Annotated in this window: 11 protein-coding genes; 8 read left to right on the top strand and 3 right to left on the bottom strand. The window is 70.3% G+C overall.

Going from position 1 to position 16,695, the window contains the following annotated elements:
- Positions 1-4: 4 nt before the first annotated feature.
- Together CA12_RS20445 and CA12_RS20440 are read right to left on the bottom strand one after the other, a co-directional pair.
- Entirely contained in the window at positions 5-604 is a 600-nt protein-coding gene (locus CA12_RS20445) for a transposase (protein WP_145360975.1), read from the bottom strand.
- An 85-nt stretch (positions 605-689) separates the two neighbouring features.
- Entirely contained in the window at positions 690-4,886 is a 4,197-nt protein-coding gene (locus CA12_RS20440) for an amidohydrolase family protein (RefSeq protein ID WP_145360974.1), read from the bottom strand.
- An 847-nt stretch (positions 4,887-5,733) separates the two neighbouring features.
- On the opposite strand from CA12_RS20440, the gene rho reads away from it, so the two are divergent.
- Entirely contained in the window at positions 5,734-7,602 is a 1,869-nt protein-coding gene (gene rho / locus CA12_RS20435; protein WP_242688057.1) for a transcription termination factor Rho, read from the top strand.
- Positions 7,603-7,671: 69 nt separating this feature from the next.
- Here the strand turns inward: rho and CA12_RS20430 are convergent, their stop codons facing one another.
- Positions 7,672-9,543: an Hsp70 family protein gene (locus CA12_RS20430; RefSeq protein ID WP_165700896.1), complete on the bottom strand. Its 1,872-nt coding sequence runs from the start codon at positions 9,541-9,543 to the stop codon at positions 7,672-7,674.
- Positions 9,544-9,616: 73 nt separating this feature from the next.
- Here CA12_RS20430 and CA12_RS20425 point away from each other — a divergent pair, with 73 nt between their 5' ends.
- From CA12_RS20425 to gnd, 7 genes are all read left to right on the top strand, one after another.
- Positions 9,617-10,024, top strand: coding sequence for a hypothetical protein (locus CA12_RS20425; RefSeq protein WP_145360972.1), 408 nt, complete (start codon positions 9,617-9,619; stop codon positions 10,022-10,024).
- Entirely contained in the window at positions 10,021-11,004 is a 984-nt protein-coding gene (locus CA12_RS20420) for a hypothetical protein (RefSeq protein ID WP_145360971.1), read from the top strand. Before CA12_RS20425 ends, CA12_RS20420 begins: the two co-directional genes overlap by 4 nt.
- Before the next feature lie 173 nt (positions 11,005-11,177).
- A complete protein-coding gene (locus CA12_RS20415; protein WP_145360970.1) occupies positions 11,178-12,491 on the top strand; it encodes a diphosphate--fructose-6-phosphate 1-phosphotransferase in 1,314 nt (437 codons plus the stop codon).
- A 13-nt stretch (positions 12,492-12,504) separates the two neighbouring features.
- Positions 12,505-13,254 (top strand): hypothetical protein, encoded by a 750-nt coding sequence (locus tag CA12_RS20410; RefSeq protein ID WP_145360969.1) that lies wholly within the window; start codon positions 12,505-12,507, stop codon positions 13,252-13,254.
- Positions 13,255-13,309: 55 nt separating this feature from the next.
- Positions 13,310-14,041: a Uma2 family endonuclease gene (locus tag CA12_RS20405; RefSeq protein WP_145360968.1), complete on the top strand. Its 732-nt coding sequence runs from the start codon at positions 13,310-13,312 to the stop codon at positions 14,039-14,041.
- 68 nt (positions 14,042-14,109) lie between these two features.
- Positions 14,110-15,006 (top strand): HAD family hydrolase, encoded by an 897-nt coding sequence (locus CA12_RS20400; RefSeq protein WP_145360967.1) that lies wholly within the window; start codon positions 14,110-14,112, stop codon positions 15,004-15,006.
- A gap of 154 nt (positions 15,007-15,160) precedes the next feature.
- Complete coding sequence (gene gnd / locus CA12_RS20395; protein ID WP_145360966.1) at positions 15,161-16,669, top strand: decarboxylating NADP(+)-dependent phosphogluconate dehydrogenase; 1,509 nt, start codon at positions 15,161-15,163, stop codon at positions 16,667-16,669.
- The last annotated feature ends 26 nt before the right edge of the window (positions 16,670-16,695 follow it).

Raw genomic sequence — 16,695 nt, 5'->3', positions numbered from 1 at the left:
GGCGTCAGCCCTCCGTGTCCGTGACCGGGTTCGCCCGTTCCCACACGTCCACCGCTTCGGCGACCTCCGCCGCCAGACGCACCCCCAGCGGGAGCGGCTGATCCCGGACGTAGCGAGCCGCGGCGAGAACGGCTTCGGATGTCGTCTTCCGCCGCGTCGACCCGCCGTCCGACCACCAGCGGCGGGCGCCGAGCCGCCGGTTGAGTGCCCTGCTCCCGTACGCCTTGAAATCCCGCAGGATCGCATCAGGAGCCGGATCGCCGTTCACGCCGATCAGGAGGTGCACATGATCGGCCATCACCGCGGCTGCCAGACATCGCCACCCGCGGACGCCCGCCGTCTCAGCGAACTGATTCAGCAACGGGCGGACGCATTCGGCGTGCAGTCGCGTGGGCGGATGCGTCATCCGGCGTTGCGCCACACGCTCAAGCGAGGGTTTCGCCGCGTCGATCTCTGTCTGCGGTCGGTTGTGAACGCGACGGCGACCGGGGACGTCCTCGGGCCTTCGTTCCCGCACCCGGCCGACAAAGCCGCGTTCGTCGCCGGGGAGGCGACTGCCGTACGTCGTCCAGGTCAGCAGCCAGACGCGGTCAAAGCCGAACATCGTGGGTCAGGGGCGGCGATTTGTGTTCGCGGGGACGTAGGAGGACACGGAGGGCTGACGCCCACCGCTCGCCTTCACCAAGCCCTCACCGCATCGCCGGGCTGGCTTGGGGGGTGCGGAGGCGTTGGAGGTAGCGGTCGTAGAACCGGGTCTGGCGGCTCTCCGGGGCGTAGGGGACGCCGTCGACGAACACCCCCTTAATTGAGGTGGTGATCTGCAACGGCGAGCCGTCGGCGATGATCAGGCTGGCCCGTTTGCCAGGGCTGATCGTGCCCGCCTGATCCGCCACCCCGAGGATCGCCGCGGCGTCGGCGGTGATCGCCCGCAGGGCCGCTTGCTCCGGCAGGCCGTAGGCGACCGCCTGGGCGGCCTCGAACGGGACGTTCCGGCTGTTGCTCGCCTCGTCGGAGTGCAGGCAGAACGTCACGCCGGCCTCGTACAGCCGGCCGGGATTGGCGTAGGGGGCGTCGTAGGGATCGTGATCCTCCGTCGGCCGTCGCATCACCGGGCCGACGATCACCGGCACGTCCTTCTCCGCCAGTTCGTCCGCCAGCTTCCAGGCGTCCGCGGCGCCGGTGACGATCGGTTTGAGGCCGAACTTCTCCGCGAACGCCAAGCTCTGGGCGATCTGCCGGGTCGTGTTCGCCTCGAAGAAGACTGGCTTCTCGCCCGACAGGTACGGGGCGAGGGCCTCGAACCGGGGGTCCGGCACGGGGCCGAACGCATCAGTGCCGCCCGCCTCGGCGGCCTCGACCGCGGCGAGGTAGCGTTGGCCTTCTTCCAGGAACTCCGTGAGCTGTTCAATCCGCTCCTTGAGGCGGTCGTCGCTCTCCGTGCTGTCGCCGTCGAAGGGGTTGTAATCGCGTTCCCGCGGCCAGTTGATCTGCAGGCCGGCTTCCAGTTCGAGCACCATCTCCGGCGCCGTCCAGCCGGAGAGCTGGGTCACGCTGGCCTGCCCGGCGATCAGCCCGCCGACGGGGCGCACCAGGGCGTGCGTGATCCCGCCGGCGCGGGCGACGGGGATCAGTTCCGAGTCGCGGTTCAGGGCGATGCCGGCCCGCAGGTCCGGCTGAAGGTCGCCGCTCTCCTGATAATCCTGCGTCTCGGACACCTTGCCGATCTCCGTCAGGCCCAGCTCCGTGCCGGCGTCGAACAGGCCGGGGGTGACGGTCAGCCCGCGGACGTTCAGCAGCGGCACGCCCGCCGGCACGTCGGTCTGGCCGACCGGGCCCACGGCGGTGATGACGCCGTTCTGCACGACGATCACGCCCTGTTTGATCACGCTGTCCTCGCCCAGCGAGTCGTCGCAGGTGTGAATCGTGGCCCCGGCCAGGGCGAACGTGCCGCCGCGGGCCGGTTCCAGATCGAGCGTGAGATTGCGGAGTTCCGGCTTCGGGAACGACCACGCCGGCGGGTTCTGCGTCCGTTCCTGCGCCTCCGCCGAGAGGGCGGTGACGGCCCGGGAGCGGTCGAAGCGGATCTCGCCGTCGACGATCGTCGTCTCGACCCGGGTGAAGCTGTTCAGCGGGTGGGCGTTATAAACGGCGAGGTCGGCGTCCTTGCCGACTTCGATGCTGCCGATGCGGTCCGCCAACCCCAGTTCCTTGGCCGGGTTGAGGGTCACGAAGGCGATCACGTCGTCCGGGCTCACGTTGCCGTACTTCACCGGCTTGGCTGCCTCGAGGTAGAGGTGCCGGATCAGTTCCCAGTCGTCGCTTTTGATCACCGTGTTGACGCCGGCTTCGTGCAGGATCGCGGCGTTGTAGGGGGTCGCGTCGTACGCCTCGACCTTATAGGCCCACCAGTCGGCGAAGGTGCTGGCACTGGCCCCGTGGGCGGCGATCTCCGGGGCGATCTTATAGCCCTCTAAAACGTGTTGGAGGCTGGCCACGCGGACGTCGAAGCGCTCTGCGACCCGCATCAGCATCAGGATTTCGTCCGCCCGGTAGCAGTGCGAGTGGATGAACTTCTCGCCGCCGAGGATGTCCGCGAGGGCCTCCAACCGCAGGTCGCGGCGGGGGGGCAGCAGGGAGTCCTTCTTCGACGGATCGGCCTCGATCGCGTCCTTGTAGGCGGCGTGCCGGCGGGCGTAGTCGGCGGCTTCGCTGAAGGCCCGCTTCAGCGTCGCCTCGACCCCGAGGCGGGTGTTCGGGAAGGCCGTTTTGGAGTCCTTCACGTTCTCGCCGAGGGCGAACTTCACCCCCTGCTTGGCGCCGTCCAGCTTGTGTTCCTCGGCGGTCGCCCCGTAGCGCAGCTTGACGACCGCGTCCTGCCCGCCGACGACGTTGGCGCTGCCGTGGAATAGCCGGGCGGTCGTCACGCCGCCGGCCAGCGCCCGATATTCGCTGTCGTCGTCGGTGTCGATCACGTCCGCGATGCGGACCTCCGGGGTGAGGGACCGCGTCGCCTCGTTGATCCCCTCGGTGATCATGATGTGGGAGTGGGTGTCGATGATCCCCGGCATCAGGTACTTGCCGGTCGCGTCGAGGAGCGTGTGGTCCGGCAGCGGCTTCAGATCGACGCCCGCTTCAACCAAGGCGAACTTGCCGTCGGTGATCACGACGGTGCAGCCCCGGATCGTCTCCCCCGTGCCGGTGAGGACCGTGCCGCCGGTGATAATGAGGTTCCCGCCGGTCCGCCGTTGGGCGGCGAGGCGGTCGGCGTGCGTTTCGGTCGGCTGGCTCTCGGCGTCGGCGGCCGGGACCGGCTTGGGGGCGACGAGGGCCTTGCGTTTCTGCTTGGCGAGGTCCAGCGGCTTGGCGCTGTCGTTGTACTCGTACTGCTCCCGGTCGATGAGGAGGTAACGCACCTTCGCCTCGCCCGCCGTGAAGGGCCCGGTGAGGGCGACGACGTGCGCCTGCCGGCCCGCCTCCAGCACGCCCAGCCGGCGGCCCTGGCCCAACAGGTCGGCGGCGTCGCGGGTCAGCGCGGCGAGGGCGGCCTCCTCCGGCAGCCCGGCTTTGACGGCCAGTCGCAGGTTCGTCAGCAGTTCGCCGGGGCTCTTCAGGCCGCGGGAGGAGAGGGCGAACCGGCGCCCGGCCCGGTGCAGGGCGGCCGGGGCGGCGACCGCGTCCCGCCAGCGGTCCAGCCGCGCCCGGTGCGCCCGCAGCGGCTCCGGCACGCGGACATCCGCGGGGGCCGTCTCGTCGTCGTCCTCGTTCGAGTCGCCATCGTCCTCCTCGTCGTCGTCCGCCTTGTCCTCGGACTCCTTCTCGTCGGAATTGTCTCCCTTGGGCTTCTTGTAGCCCTCCCGCTTCGGTTCCGAGCCGAAGTCGAGGCTGAGGACGATCACCTCCGGGGCGTTCTCCGCGAAGCCGGGGGCGGCGGGGTTCCAGACGGACGGAGCCTCCCGCAGCCGCGGGCCGGCGGCGAGGGCGGGGGCGAGGCCGTATTCCGCGGCGAAGTTCACGGCCCGGCGGGCGTCGTCGGCGCTGCTGACCTCGAACAACGGCGGCAGGTCGCCGGCGAGGACCGCCGCGAGGGCCTCCAGCGTCGGGTCGGCCGGCGGGCGGGGCACGCCGGCGGCGCCCTCCGCCCATAACTTCTGGTGGAGCGTGTGACGTTCGGCGTCCGCGAAGGCCTGCCGCAGGTGGGCGAACGTGCCCATCAGCGTGTTCGGATACTCCCGGCCCGACAGCTGCGAGAGGTCCAGCGCCGCGAACAGCCCCTCGGTCAGCAGCGTTTCCCGCAGCGGCGCCTGGGCGGTGGTGACCAGCGCCGTCTTCCCCCCGGCGATGCGGCCCCGCGGGACGAGGTGCACGGCGGTGAAGCCGGCCTCCCGCAGGGATTTAGCGGTCTTATCGTCTTCGGACAGCCCTTCCTGAGCGGGGAACGCCGGGACAAGGCCGCGACGGTTGTCGGTCTCCGTCGCCGCGAGCACATAGCGGGTCTGGTTCACGTCCCGTCCGGCGGCCGGGTCAGGGATGCGGCCTTCGTCCAACGGACGATCCGTCGCGGCGTCGAGGAACCCGGCGTAGAGGTACAGGCCGGTGCAGTCGATCTTCTCCGCGTCCGGGGGCACGGCGACCTGATCGGTAGGGCCGACGGCGACGATCAGCCCGTCCCGGGCGACCACGGTGCCGACGAACGGTTTCGCGTCCGGAGCCGTGCGGACCGTCCCGCCGACCAGGGCGTAGGCGGCGGGGGCCAACCCCGCCGGCCGTTCCTGGGCCGGCGCCGGGGGCGCCGCGGCCCAGAGGAGCGGGAGGAGAGCCGCGAAAAACAGGCGGCCGAAGCGAGACGGCTGCCCCGGCGCGGGGCGGGGGGAAAGAACGCTCGACATCGGGCAGGGCGGGGAAGCGGGATGCGGGAAGGGCGTGTTTGGCGGGCGAGCGAGGCCGGCAACCTACCGCCGCCGCGGCGGCGTTCGCCATGTCGCCCGGTCGCGGCGGCGGGGCACGGTCGAGCGGTCCGGGTGGATCGTGACGCCGTGGGCTCGGGGAATCGCCGCAGCTTCGGCGGAGAGCCGGGACCGCGATTGACACAGCGGCGTCGATGGCTAGGATTCCCGCAGGTCGGGCCTCGGGGCCGTCGGAGGGTTCCCGTTTCTCCCGACCGCTGCCCCGGGTTCAGCCCGTCGGCCTCTCTCCCCGCCCTGACCGGCCTGGTTTTTTTCGTCGGCGTCGACGGATCCCGGCCTGTTACGTTCGACAGGACGCCCCGGTTCTTTCAGGAACCGGGAGTTCCTCCGGGAACGTCGGGTTCGTCAGGTAGCGCGGACGGCCGGCCAAGCCCTCCCCGCCCCGAGCGTCGCGGATCGCGACCCTCTTCGTTGCGGGCGAGAGCGTCGGGCGGGCTTCGGGGTGCCCGTTCTGCATCAGCATCCGGCCTGCGCCGTCCTGTTCCCGATCCGCTTCGGCGGGCGGGGGTTCGGCCCGATCGGCTGCCCCGCGTCCCTCCCGGGGCGGCGTTCGCGGTGACCTCGTACGGTCGCCGCGAGTTCCGCGGCTCCGGGCGTCCGGGAGTTTCGCCCTGTTCGCCGCCGTCATCGCTCGGGCCGTTCGGCCCGGTTGGTCTCTGTTCTTGCCGGTCGGCCGTGCTGGCCGGCCCGCGGCGTCGTCTTCGGGCGACGTCGGCGCGCCGACGCCGAATTTCTGTTTCTATTTGATCGTGTGAGGAATCTCGGCCCTATGCCGTCCGCCACCGCCGCCGTCTCCCAGGAGACGGACATCGCCGCCGACCCCGACGCCCCCGCGACCCGCCGCGGCGCCGCCCGTCGGCGGTCCCGCTCCGCTCGCCGCAACGACGACTCCGTCAGCGAACCCCTCAACTCCGCCGAGGCCATGGACGACGCAGACGCAGACGGCTTCGGGTCCGGTCTCGCCGACGAACCCGAACCCAAGCCCCGCCGCAAGGCGACCCGCCGCAAGACTCGAAAGTCCGAAGCGGACGACGCCGCGGCCGAGCAGGCCGGCGACGACGCGGCCCCGGGCGAGAACGAGGACGGGGAGAAGAAGACCCCCGCCCGCCGTCGCTCCGCCGCCAAGAAGACGACCGCCAAGAAGTCGGAGACGAAGAAGGTCGCCCCCAAGCGCAGCCGGGCGAAGAAGAAGGCAGAGCCGGCGGAGGACGAAATCGACCTGTCCGAGTTCGACTTCGGCAACGACGACGACGCCCCGCCGGTGCCGATCAACCCGTCCGCCGCGGCGGTGTTGAAGCCCCGCCGGTCCGTGATCGGCGACGAATACGGCGTGCGGTTGCCGCCGTCGGTCGCCAAGAGCCTCGCCGCGGAAAAGCTGGCCGAGACGCTGGAATCGAAGAACGTTTCGGCGGTCGGCGCCGGGAACGGTAAGAAGTCCCGTCGCGGTCGCCGCGGCAAGAAGGGCGCCGCCGAGGCTCCGCCCGCCCCGGCTCCCCGCAGTGCCGTCAAGCCGCCCCCGCAGAAGGGCGGCGGCGAGCCCGTCAACGGCGTGCTGGAGATGCACCCCAAGGGCTACGGCTTCCTGCGGGAGGCCGCCAACAACTACGTCGCCCAGGAGTCCGACCCCTTCGTCTCCGGCGCCCTGGTCGACCGCTTCCGCCTGCGGGAAGGGGTCCAGATCGACGGCGAGATCGGCCCCGGCAACCGCGGGCAGGGACCGCGGCTGAAGCTCATTAACGCCGTCGACGGCGTTCGGCCGGAGGAATACGACGACGTCCCGAAGTTTGATACGCTCACCCCGGTCAATCCGACCGAGCAGATCGTGCTCGAAACCGGGCAGCACGTCGTTTCCACCCGCGTGATGGACCTGCTCACCCCGCTGGGCAAGGGTCAGCGGGCGCTGATCGTCGCCCCGCCCCGCAGCGGCAAAACCGTCCTGCTGCGGGAAATGGCCGACAGCATCGCCACGAATCACCCGGAGGTGCACCTCATCGTCCTGCTGATCGACGAGCGGCCCGAAGAGGTCACGGAGATGCAGCGGTCGGTCCACGGCGAGGTCATCGCCAGCAGCCTGGACCACGACGTCGAAAGCCACATCCGCGTCTCCCAACTCGTGATTGAGCGGGCCAAGCGGATGGCGGAAGAAGGTAAGGACGTGGTCGTCCTGCTGGACTCCATCACCCGGCTGGCCCGGGCGTTCAACAAGTGGACGAACAGCGGCCGCGTCACGCAGGGCGGCATCGACATCAAGGCGCTGGACATCCCCAAGAAGCTGTTCGGCACCGCCCGGAAGTTCGAGGAGGGCGGCAGCGTCACGGTCGTCGGCACGGTGCTGGTCGAAACCGGCAGCCGCGGCGACGACGTGATTTTCCAGGAGTTCAAGGGGACCGGCAACATGGAGCTGGTCCTTTCCCGCTCCCTGGCTGACCGCCGGATCTTCCCGGCGATCGACATCCCGCAGTCCTCCACGCGCCGCGAGGAACTGCTGCTGGACCGGGAGACGCACGAGAGCGTCAACCGGCTCCGCCGCAGCCTGATCTCCCTGCCCAGCACGCAGGCGATGGAAGACCTGTCGCGGACGATTCAGAAGTTCGAAACGAACGAGGAGTTCCTGCAACGCGTGTTGCAGGTGATGTAAGTCGCTTCCCTCGACAAGCGTCGTAACGCCGAGGCCCCGCGGGGCCTCGGCGTTATGTTTTGCGCCGGATCAGGAACGCGTCTGTCGGCGGCGGCGCTGCTTCTTCACCTCGGGGGCGACGATGTTCCAGAACTCCGATTCGCCCTCCACGGCCTCTTTGCCGGTGCGGCCGGGGGCGGGCGGCGGCGGGGCGGCCCCGGAGGCGTTGACCTTCGTCGGCTTCTCCGCCGACGACTCCTTCACCGGCTGCTTCGCCGGTTCCGTTCCGGGTTTGGGCGGGAGTTTGATTGAAACCGGGTCGTCGTCGACGGCGGGCGTCGCCGGGGGCGGGGCGGGCGCGGCCCGACGGGCGTTCGGCACGATCTTCGTCTCCGCCCGCACCCCGCCGGTCTGCTCCACGGCGGTGGTGTGCACCAGCCCGCTGGCGTCCAGCGAGAGCGTCACCGCGATCGCGGCGTTCTCCGGCAGCCCCTCCGGCAGGGGTTCGACGATGCAGTCGCCCAACTCCGTCGGCGGGGCGTCCGGCGTGGGGCCGGCCTGCACGACGCGGATTCGCACCCGCCGCTGACCGGGGCGGACGGTGCCGTAGGCCTGCGTCGCGGAAGCCGGCAGCGTGCTGTTCGGCGGGATGAGGTAGTGCGGCACGTGGGCGTTGGTGCCGACCTCCCGCACGAGGATGCCCAGTCCGCGGCCCGTCCGCTGGGCGGGCAGGGCCCGGGAGAGCTTGTCCCGCCATTCGCCGGTATCGGCCCGATCGCCGAGCAGATTCTTGGCGAAGGATTCGTCCCGGCTCAGCAGGCCGGCGTACAGGCAGGCGCCGTGGGCGACGGACTGATCCGGCGACAGCTCCGTGCTGGGCGTGGTGCCGGCGAGCCGTTTCAGCATCGCCCGGACGGCGGGGATGCGGGTCGAACCGCCGGTCAGCAGCACCGCGTCGATCTGGCCCCAGCCCTTGGTGTGCTCCCGGATCAGTTCCGTGACCCGCTTCTCCGCCCGGGCGACGAGGTGCGCGGTGAGGGCCTCGAACTGGCCGCGTTCGACCTTGTAGCTCCTGCGGCGGCCGGCGTGGACGATGTTGATCTGCGTCGCCTCCCGCACGGAGAGCGAGCGTTTCACCTCCTCGGCCTCGTTCAGCAAAGCCTGTTCGCTGTCGGGGTCGTTGCGGGGGTCGGCCAACGGGCCGAGGCCCGCGTTCTCCCGGGCGAACTGGCCGGCGAGGGCGTCGGCGATCGCGGCGGTGAAGTCGACGCCGCCCAGTTCCGGATCGCCCCCGGCGGCCTTCACCTTCACGCCGTTCGCCCCGTACTCGACCACCGCCAGATCCAGCGTGCCGCCGCCGAGGTCGAACACCAGCACGGTCGTTTCCGCGGCGAGTTCCGTGAACCACAGCCCGCCCTCTTCGGCGTCGCTGCCGGCGAGGATGTGACAGAGGGCCGCGGCGACCGGCTCGTCGATCAGCGTGACCCGCTGCAGCCCCGCGGACTTCGCCGCGACGACGGTGCGGCGGCGCTCGGCGTCGCCGAACTGCACCGGCACGGTGACGACCGCCTCCTCAATCGCCCCGAACCGGGTCCGTGCCGACCGCAGCAGGTCCCGCAGGATCAGGGCGCTGACCTCGGTCGGGCTGACGGAGCGGCCGCCGACGTCCCAGCTTTTCTCCGGGTCGGAGAGAAACCGCTTGGCCTGCTGCACGACGCGATTCCCCGCGGAGATCGCCCGGCGGGCGGCTTCGGTGCCGACGACCGCCTTGCCGTCCGGCTCGAACAGCACGACCGACGGCGTGGCGAGTTCCCCCGCGGCGTTGGGGACGCTGACCGGGTTGCCGTGCCGATCCAGCGCCGCCAGCGAACTGAACGTCGTCCCCAGGTCGATGCCGATGCGGCGAACCCGCTGGTTCGACTCCGGGGCGGACTGGGCGGCGTCGGAACCGGCGGCGGGCATGGAGGCGGGGCGGGAACGGGGCACGGGCGACGATATGCTAAACGGGTTCCGATCCGTTCGCCGCCGATTTCGCATGTCCCCCGTCGCGACCGAACTCGACCCCGCGGCGTCCGCCGCCGCAATCGCCCCGCCCGATCAACCCGCCGCCTTCGACCGGGCGGACGCCAAGGCGATCTTCCTCGGTTGGGAACGGCTGCGAATCGCGTTCAACCTCGTCCTCGCCGCGGTGTGCAGCCCGGTCGCGCTGCTGAGCGGGCCGGAGACCTACGCCGCCCCCGCCTTCTGGGGGAACTGCTTCGCCGGGGTGTTGCTGGTGAACGTCGCCTATTTCGCCGGGCCGCTCGCCGAGTGCGTTCTTGACCGGCTCGGACTGCGGCATCGGTCGGTGCGGTGGGCGCTGGTCCTCGGAGGCCTGCTGCCGACGGCCGCCTACGGGGTGGCGGCGGTCGTGGCGTTCCCCAATCAGATCGGCCCGCTGTGAACGTCGCCGTAACGCTCGCCCTCCTGGCCGCCGTCTTCGCTCAACCGCCGGCGGCGGAGCCGACCCCGCTGCCGGATGTGTTGGCGAAGGTTCTGCCGGGAGTGCGGTTTGACGACGTGCCGTTGCGGCGGGCGGTCAGCCGGTTGGCGGAGACGAACGGGGCGGCGTTGGCGTTCGTGCGAGGCCTCGACCCCACCACGCCCGTCACGCTGGACGCGGAGAACCTGACGGTCGCCGAGGCGCTGGCCGACGCCGCGGGGCAGGGGAACGCCGCCGCGGTGGCGTTGGGCGGGGCGGTCTACGTCGCCTCGCCGGAGACCTGCGCGGCGGCGTTAGCGATCGCCGCGGCCCGCCGGACGGAACTGGAACCGACCCGCGGCGTCCGCCGGGCGCCGCGTGAACGGGCGCTGGAAGAGCGCGATGTGAGGTGGGACGACCTGACGACGCCGCGGGCGCTTCTGGAAGACGTCGCCGCTCAGGCGTCGCTGACGATCACGAACCCGGACGCCGTCCCGCACGACCTCTGGCCCGCCGGCCGCCTGCCCGCGGCGGACATCCCGACGACGCTGGCCGCCGTCCTCGCCCCGTTCGATCTGACGTTCGTCTGGTCGGAAGACCGCACCGGAGTCACGATCGAACCTCTGCCGGAGGGGTTCGCCGCGGAGCCGGCGCCGCCGCTGACCTCCTTCGCTGCCAAGACCGCCGTGGGGGAGGGCGGGGGCGTCCCGCTGGACCGGCGGACGTTCACCCTGAAGGTGCAGGGGGCCAGCGTGCAGCGGGTGATGGAAGCAGTCGCGGGGGTGCGGTTCGAATACGACCCCCGGGCGCTGGCGGCCGGCGGCGGGGATCTGGACGCCCGGGTGTCGATCGACGTGACGGAGGCCGACGCCGACACGTTCTTCACCGCCCTGTTCGCCCCGGCGGGGATCGCGTTCTCGTGGGAGGGGACGACGGTCACCCTCCACCCGACCGTTCCGTAGCAATTTCGCCGGCGAGCGGGGGGCGTTAGCCCCCTGAGTCTCGGCGGCGTGCAAACAGACGGGGGGCTCACGCCCCCCGCTCGCCTTCCGCTCCGTGGAGCGAACGCGGCGCACACGGTAGCATCGCCGGCCGGTCGTCCGTCCGTCGTTCTCGCCCTCGCTCTGAATCGCCCGTGCCCGCCCGGAACCTGATCGTCGCCCAGTCCGGCGGCCCGTCCGCCGTCATCAACAACACCGTCCGCGGCGTCGTGGAGACGGCCCGTTTGCTGGACGAGATCGGCACGGTCTACGCCGGCCACCACGGCATCGAGGGGGTCCTCAAGGAAGAACTGATCGACCTGACGGCTCAGGCCCCCGAGGAGATCGCCCTGCTGGGCACGACCCCCGCCGCCGGGGCGATCGGCACCTGCCGCTATAAGCTGAAGGACTGGCAGAACGAAGACTTCGACCGGGTGCTCGAAGTCTTTAAGGCCCATAACGTGGGTTACTTCGTGTACATCGGCGGCAACGACTCGATGGACACCGCCAACAAGGTGGCGAACCTCGCCCGGGAGCGGGGCCTGGACGTCTGCGGGTTGGGCGGGCCGAAGACGATCGACAACGACGTCGGCGACAGCGAGTTCAAGCTGATCGACCACACCCCCGGCTACGGCAGCACGGCCCGGTACTGGTCGAACTACATCCAGCAGGTCAACGAGGAGAACATGGGCTCCTCGCCGGCGGACCCGGTGCTGATCTGTCAGGCGATGGGCCGCAAGATCGGCTACATCCCCGCCGCCGCCCGACTGGCGGACCCGCACCGCGAGATGCCGCTGCTGATTTATCTGGCCGAGCGCAAGGTCACGATCGACCAGATCCACGAGCAGATCGCCGCGACCTGCAAGGAGCACGGCCGGGCGATCGTGGTGGTCAGCGAGGGCCTGAGCATCGAGGGGCTGGAGATCCCCGAGGAGTTCATCGTCCGCGACAGCTTCGGGCACCCGACCTTCAGCAGTTCCAAGATCACCGTCGCCCAAATGCTCACCAACGAGGTGAACAAGCGGGGCCTGCCGGTGAAGGGCAACGCCCGCTGCAACGTCTCCGGGACCGACCAGCGGCACAGCATCTTCCACGCCAGCGTCGTGGACCTCGCCGAGAGCTACCGGGCCGGCGAGAAGGCCGCCCTGTTGGCCGCCGCCGGGGAGCACGGCTACATGAGCACGATCCTGCGGACCGACCGCGAGAACTACACGGTCAAGTACGACAAGGCCCCGCTGAAGGAGGTCGCCAACAGCGAGCGGCACTTCCCGGCGGACTGGATCAGCGAGGACGGTACCGACGTCACGGACGAGTTCCTGAAGTACGCCCGCCCGTTGATCGGCGACGGCAACCCCAGCGTGCCGATCATCGACGGCCGCATCCGCTTCGCCAAACTGGCCCGCACCTACGCGGATCAGAAGTTGGACGCCTACGTTCCCCAAGCCGACCGCCAGTCTCCCCCGTCCTGACGGAGCGCCCGCCATGTCTGCTCGCCAGTCGGTTCCCCCGGCGTACGCCCTCCCCCCGAGCGGCGGAGCCCCGGCGGGCGGCGGTCCCGGCCGCGGGCTGGCGGAGGGCGACCGGGCGACGGTCGCGGGCTTCCGGGCCGAATTGCCCCGCACCCGCTACGCCGCCCGGGCGGAGTTGCTGCGGGGGATCGTGCATCTGAACGACCTGCCGCCGACGCCCCGCCGCAAGGCGCTCACGGAGGCCTTGCAGGCCTGGACGCGGCAGTACGAGGTGGAAACGCCGGGGATCGTGCGGGCGACGGAGGTGCGGATCACGCTCTCCTCCCGGGACGAGTTGTACGCCGACGCTGCGCTCTACGACCCGGCGGACGGCCGCTGCGTCGCGACGACGGATCGCGGCGGCGTCGTGCGGTTGGAGGGGCCGCCGATCGTGGTGGTCTGCGCCGCGGAAACGGATCGCGGCCGCGATCTGCCGGACCGGATCGACGCCCTGCGGGAGGGCGGGGTGACGGAGTTCGTCCTCGCCGGCGCCCGCGGCGGCCTGCAGTGGTTCCGTCTGGACGAAGACCCCCGCCGCCCCGGCCGGGGCGACGGTTACCTCAAAAGCGCCGCCCTGCCGGGCCTGTGGCTGCCCGAGGCGGTGCTGGACCCCGACCCGGCGAAGGTGGACGTGGTCGCCGCGGTGCGAGCCGGCTGCGGCACGCTGGATCACGCCCTGTACGTCAACACCCTGTGCAGCGGAGCCGGGCGCAAGGCCCGCTGAGGGACGCAGCGAGCGGGTACACTGGGACCCGAATCGATCCGTGCGAGTTCCCGCGATGACCGCCCCCGCCGTTCTGCCGTCCTCTCCCGCCTCTGGCGCCGCCGTGCCGCCGCTGCGTCACGGCGATCGTCTGCGCTGGGATGAATACATCCGCCGCTACGAGGCGATGCCGGAAGACGTTCGGGCCGAACTCCTCGCAGGAGAAGTGCAGATCATGAGCCCGCTTCGCCACCGGCCCCACGGACAGCCGCATCGGATCATCGAGACATGGCTGGGGATGTATCAGGCCCGAACGCCGGGCGTGGACGGGGGGACCGCTTCGACCGTCCGGCTCACGGACGTGGACGGCCCCGAACCGGACAGCATCCTCCGACTGCTGCCCGAATGCGGCGGCGCGTCCACGGAAACGAGCGACGATTACCTCGCGGGGACGCCGGAGTTGTTTGTCGAGATCGGCGCCGCCACCGCCTCGCGGGATCTCAACGAGAAGCGGGAGCGCTACCGTCTCGCCGGGGTGCGGGAGTACCTCGTGTTCGCCCCGCTACGGGAACAACTGCACTGGCTCGTGCTGAACGAAGCCGGGGAGTACGAACGCCTCCGCCCCCGCCGCGGCGGGGTGATCCGCAGCCGGACCTTTCCGGGTCTGTGGTTGAACGTGCCGGCGCTGACGGCGCTGGACTTCGCCGCGGTGCTGGACACGCTGGCCGAAGGGATGGGCACGGCGGAGCACGCCGCGTTCGCTGCGTCGAACCGTGGGAAACTGGATGCCGGCGGCGATCCCGGGTAGACCGGGAGGCCACCAGCCCACCGCCGCCCGCACCCGCCCGCTATCAGGGCCGATAGGTTCGCCGCCCGATGTCCGACAATCCGCTCGACACGCAGTTCACCGCCCGCACCAAGGACTACCTCGTCGGCATCGACTCCGACGGCTGCGCGTTCGACACGATGGAGCTGAAGCACAAGGAGTGCTTCATTCCGAACATCATCAAGTACTTCGGCCTGCAGGCGTGCAGCAAGTACGGCCGGGAGTGCGCGGAGTTCGTGAACCTCTACAGCAAGGAACGCGGCATCAACCGCTTCCCGGCCCTGCTGAGCGTGCTGGACTACCTGGCCGAGCGCCCGGAGGTCCGCCGCCGCGGCGTCAAACTGATGCCGTTGCAGGGCCTGCGGGACTGGGTCGCCCGGGAGACCCGCCTCGGCAATCCGACCCTCATCGCGGAACTGGATCGCAACCCGAACGAAGACCTCAAGCTCTGCTTGGAGTGGAGCGAGCAGGTCAACCGGGACATCGACCACATGGTTCACGGCGTCAGCCCGTACCCGATGGTGCGGGAGAGCCTCGAAAAGCTGGCCCCGGTCGCGGACATGATTGTCTGCAGCGCCACCCCCAACGCCGCCCTCCAGAAGGAGTGGGAGGAGCACGACATCGCCCGCTACGTCGAGGCGATCTGCGGGCAGGAGGCCGGCGGCAAAAAGGAGACCCTCGGCCAGGCCGCCGGCTACGGCTACGAAAAGGGCAGGGTGCTGATGATGGGCGACGCCCCCGGCGACCTGAAGGCCGCCCGCGCGGTCGGGGCCCTGTTCTACCCGATCAACCCGGGGCACGAGGAGGAGAGCTGGGAACGCTTTCACGGCGAGGGCTGCGAGCGGTTCCTCAGCGGCGACTACGCCGGCGAATACGAAGCCGAACTGATCGCCGAGTTCCAGGCCCATCTCCCCGAAGACCCGACCTGGCCCCGCGTCCAGGGCTGATTCGCCCCGTCGAACTGATCCGCACGATCCGCGTGCGCCGCTCCCGGAGCCGGCGGACGCGGATCGTGGCATGAAGTCCGGACGGGTCGCCGGTATCCTGCGCGGGCAACCTCGCAGTCACGTCCGTCGCTCAGCAACACCCGCCCGCGTCCTCATGTCCGAACCGCAACACGACATCGCCCTGATCGGCTTGGCCGTCATGGGGCAGAACCTCGTCCTCAACATGGCCAACCACGGCCATTCCGTCGCGGTTTACAACCGGACCGCCTCCACCACCGAGGAGTTCATCGCCAGCCTGCCGGGCGAGGGCGTCGACAAGGTGCACGAGGGCACCGTCGACCGGGTGAAGGGATACAACGACCTCGGCGAACTGTGCGCCAGCCTGAAGTCGCCCCGTAAGGTGATGATCATGGTGAAGGCCGGCCCGGCCGTGGACGCCGTGATCGAGGCGATCAAGCCGCACCTCGATAAGGGCGACGTGATCATCGACGGCGGGAACAGCTACTTCGTCGACACCAACCGCCGCTACGACGAACTGACCAAAGAGGGCTACCTGTTCGTCGGCGCCGGCGTCTCCGGCGGGGAAGAGGGTGCGTTGAAGGGCCCCAGCATCATGCCCGGCGGCTCCAAGGAGGCCTGGCCGCTGGTCAAGCCGATCATGCAGGACATCGCCGCCAAGGTCGGGCCGAACCACGACGTGCCCTGCTGCGAATGGGTCGGCCCCGCCGGCAGCGGGCACTACGTCAAGATGGTGCATAACGGCATCGAGTACGGCGACATGCAGCTGATCTGCGAGTCGTACTTCCTGATGAAGGAAGCCCTCGGCCTGTCCAACGACGAGCTCTACGACGTGTTCGCGTCGTGGAACAAGGGCGTGCTGGCCAGCTACCTGATCGAGATCACCCGCGACATCTTCAGCGCCAAGGACCCGGAAACGGGCGAGGCGATGGTCGACCTGATCCTGGATGTCGCCAAGCAGAAGGGCACCGGCAAGTGGATGGCCCAGCACGCGCTGGACCTCGGCGTGCCGACCACGCTGATCACCGAGGCCGTCTACGCCCGCTGCCTCGCCGCCCAGAAGGACGAACGGGAGCGGGCCGAGAAGGTGCTGAAAGGACCGGATCAGACGAAGTTCGACGGCGACCGCGACGCGTTTATCGACGCCGTCGGCGACGCGCTGTACGCCTCGAAGCTCGTCAGCTACGCCCAGGGCTACGTGCAGATGCAGGCCGCCGCCGCGGAGTTCGGCTGGGACCTCGCCTACGGCGACATCGCCCTGATGTGGCGGGGCGGGTGCATCATCCGCAGCGTGTTCCTCGACGACATCAAGGCCGCGTTCGACAAGAACCCGCAGCTCGAAAACCTGCTGCTGGACGACTTCTTCAAGGACGCCATCGACAAGTCGCAGTCCGCGTGGCGGGAAGTCGTGCAGAACGGCGTGAGACTCGGCATCCCGATGCCGGGCTTCACCGCGGCGCTGTCCTACTACGACGGCTACCGCCGCAGCCGGCTGCCCGCGAACCTGTTGCAGGCCCAGCGGGACTATTTCGGCGCCCACACCTACCAGCGCCTCGACAAGCCCCGGGAGGAGACGTTCCACTCGGAGTGGCTGGACCTCCGCAAAGATCCCGGCGAACCGGCCGAGACCCCGGAGAAAAGCTGACGGCCTGACGACGTTTCCCGCCGCCC

The sequence above is a fragment of the Alienimonas californiensis genome (assembly GCF_007743815.1).
In the GTDB taxonomy this organism is placed as follows: Bacteria; Planctomycetota; Planctomycetia; order Planctomycetales; family Planctomycetaceae; genus Alienimonas; species Alienimonas californiensis.
The sequence above is the reverse complement of the archived record's forward strand: the minus strand, read 5'-3'. Positions and strand labels throughout refer to the sequence as shown.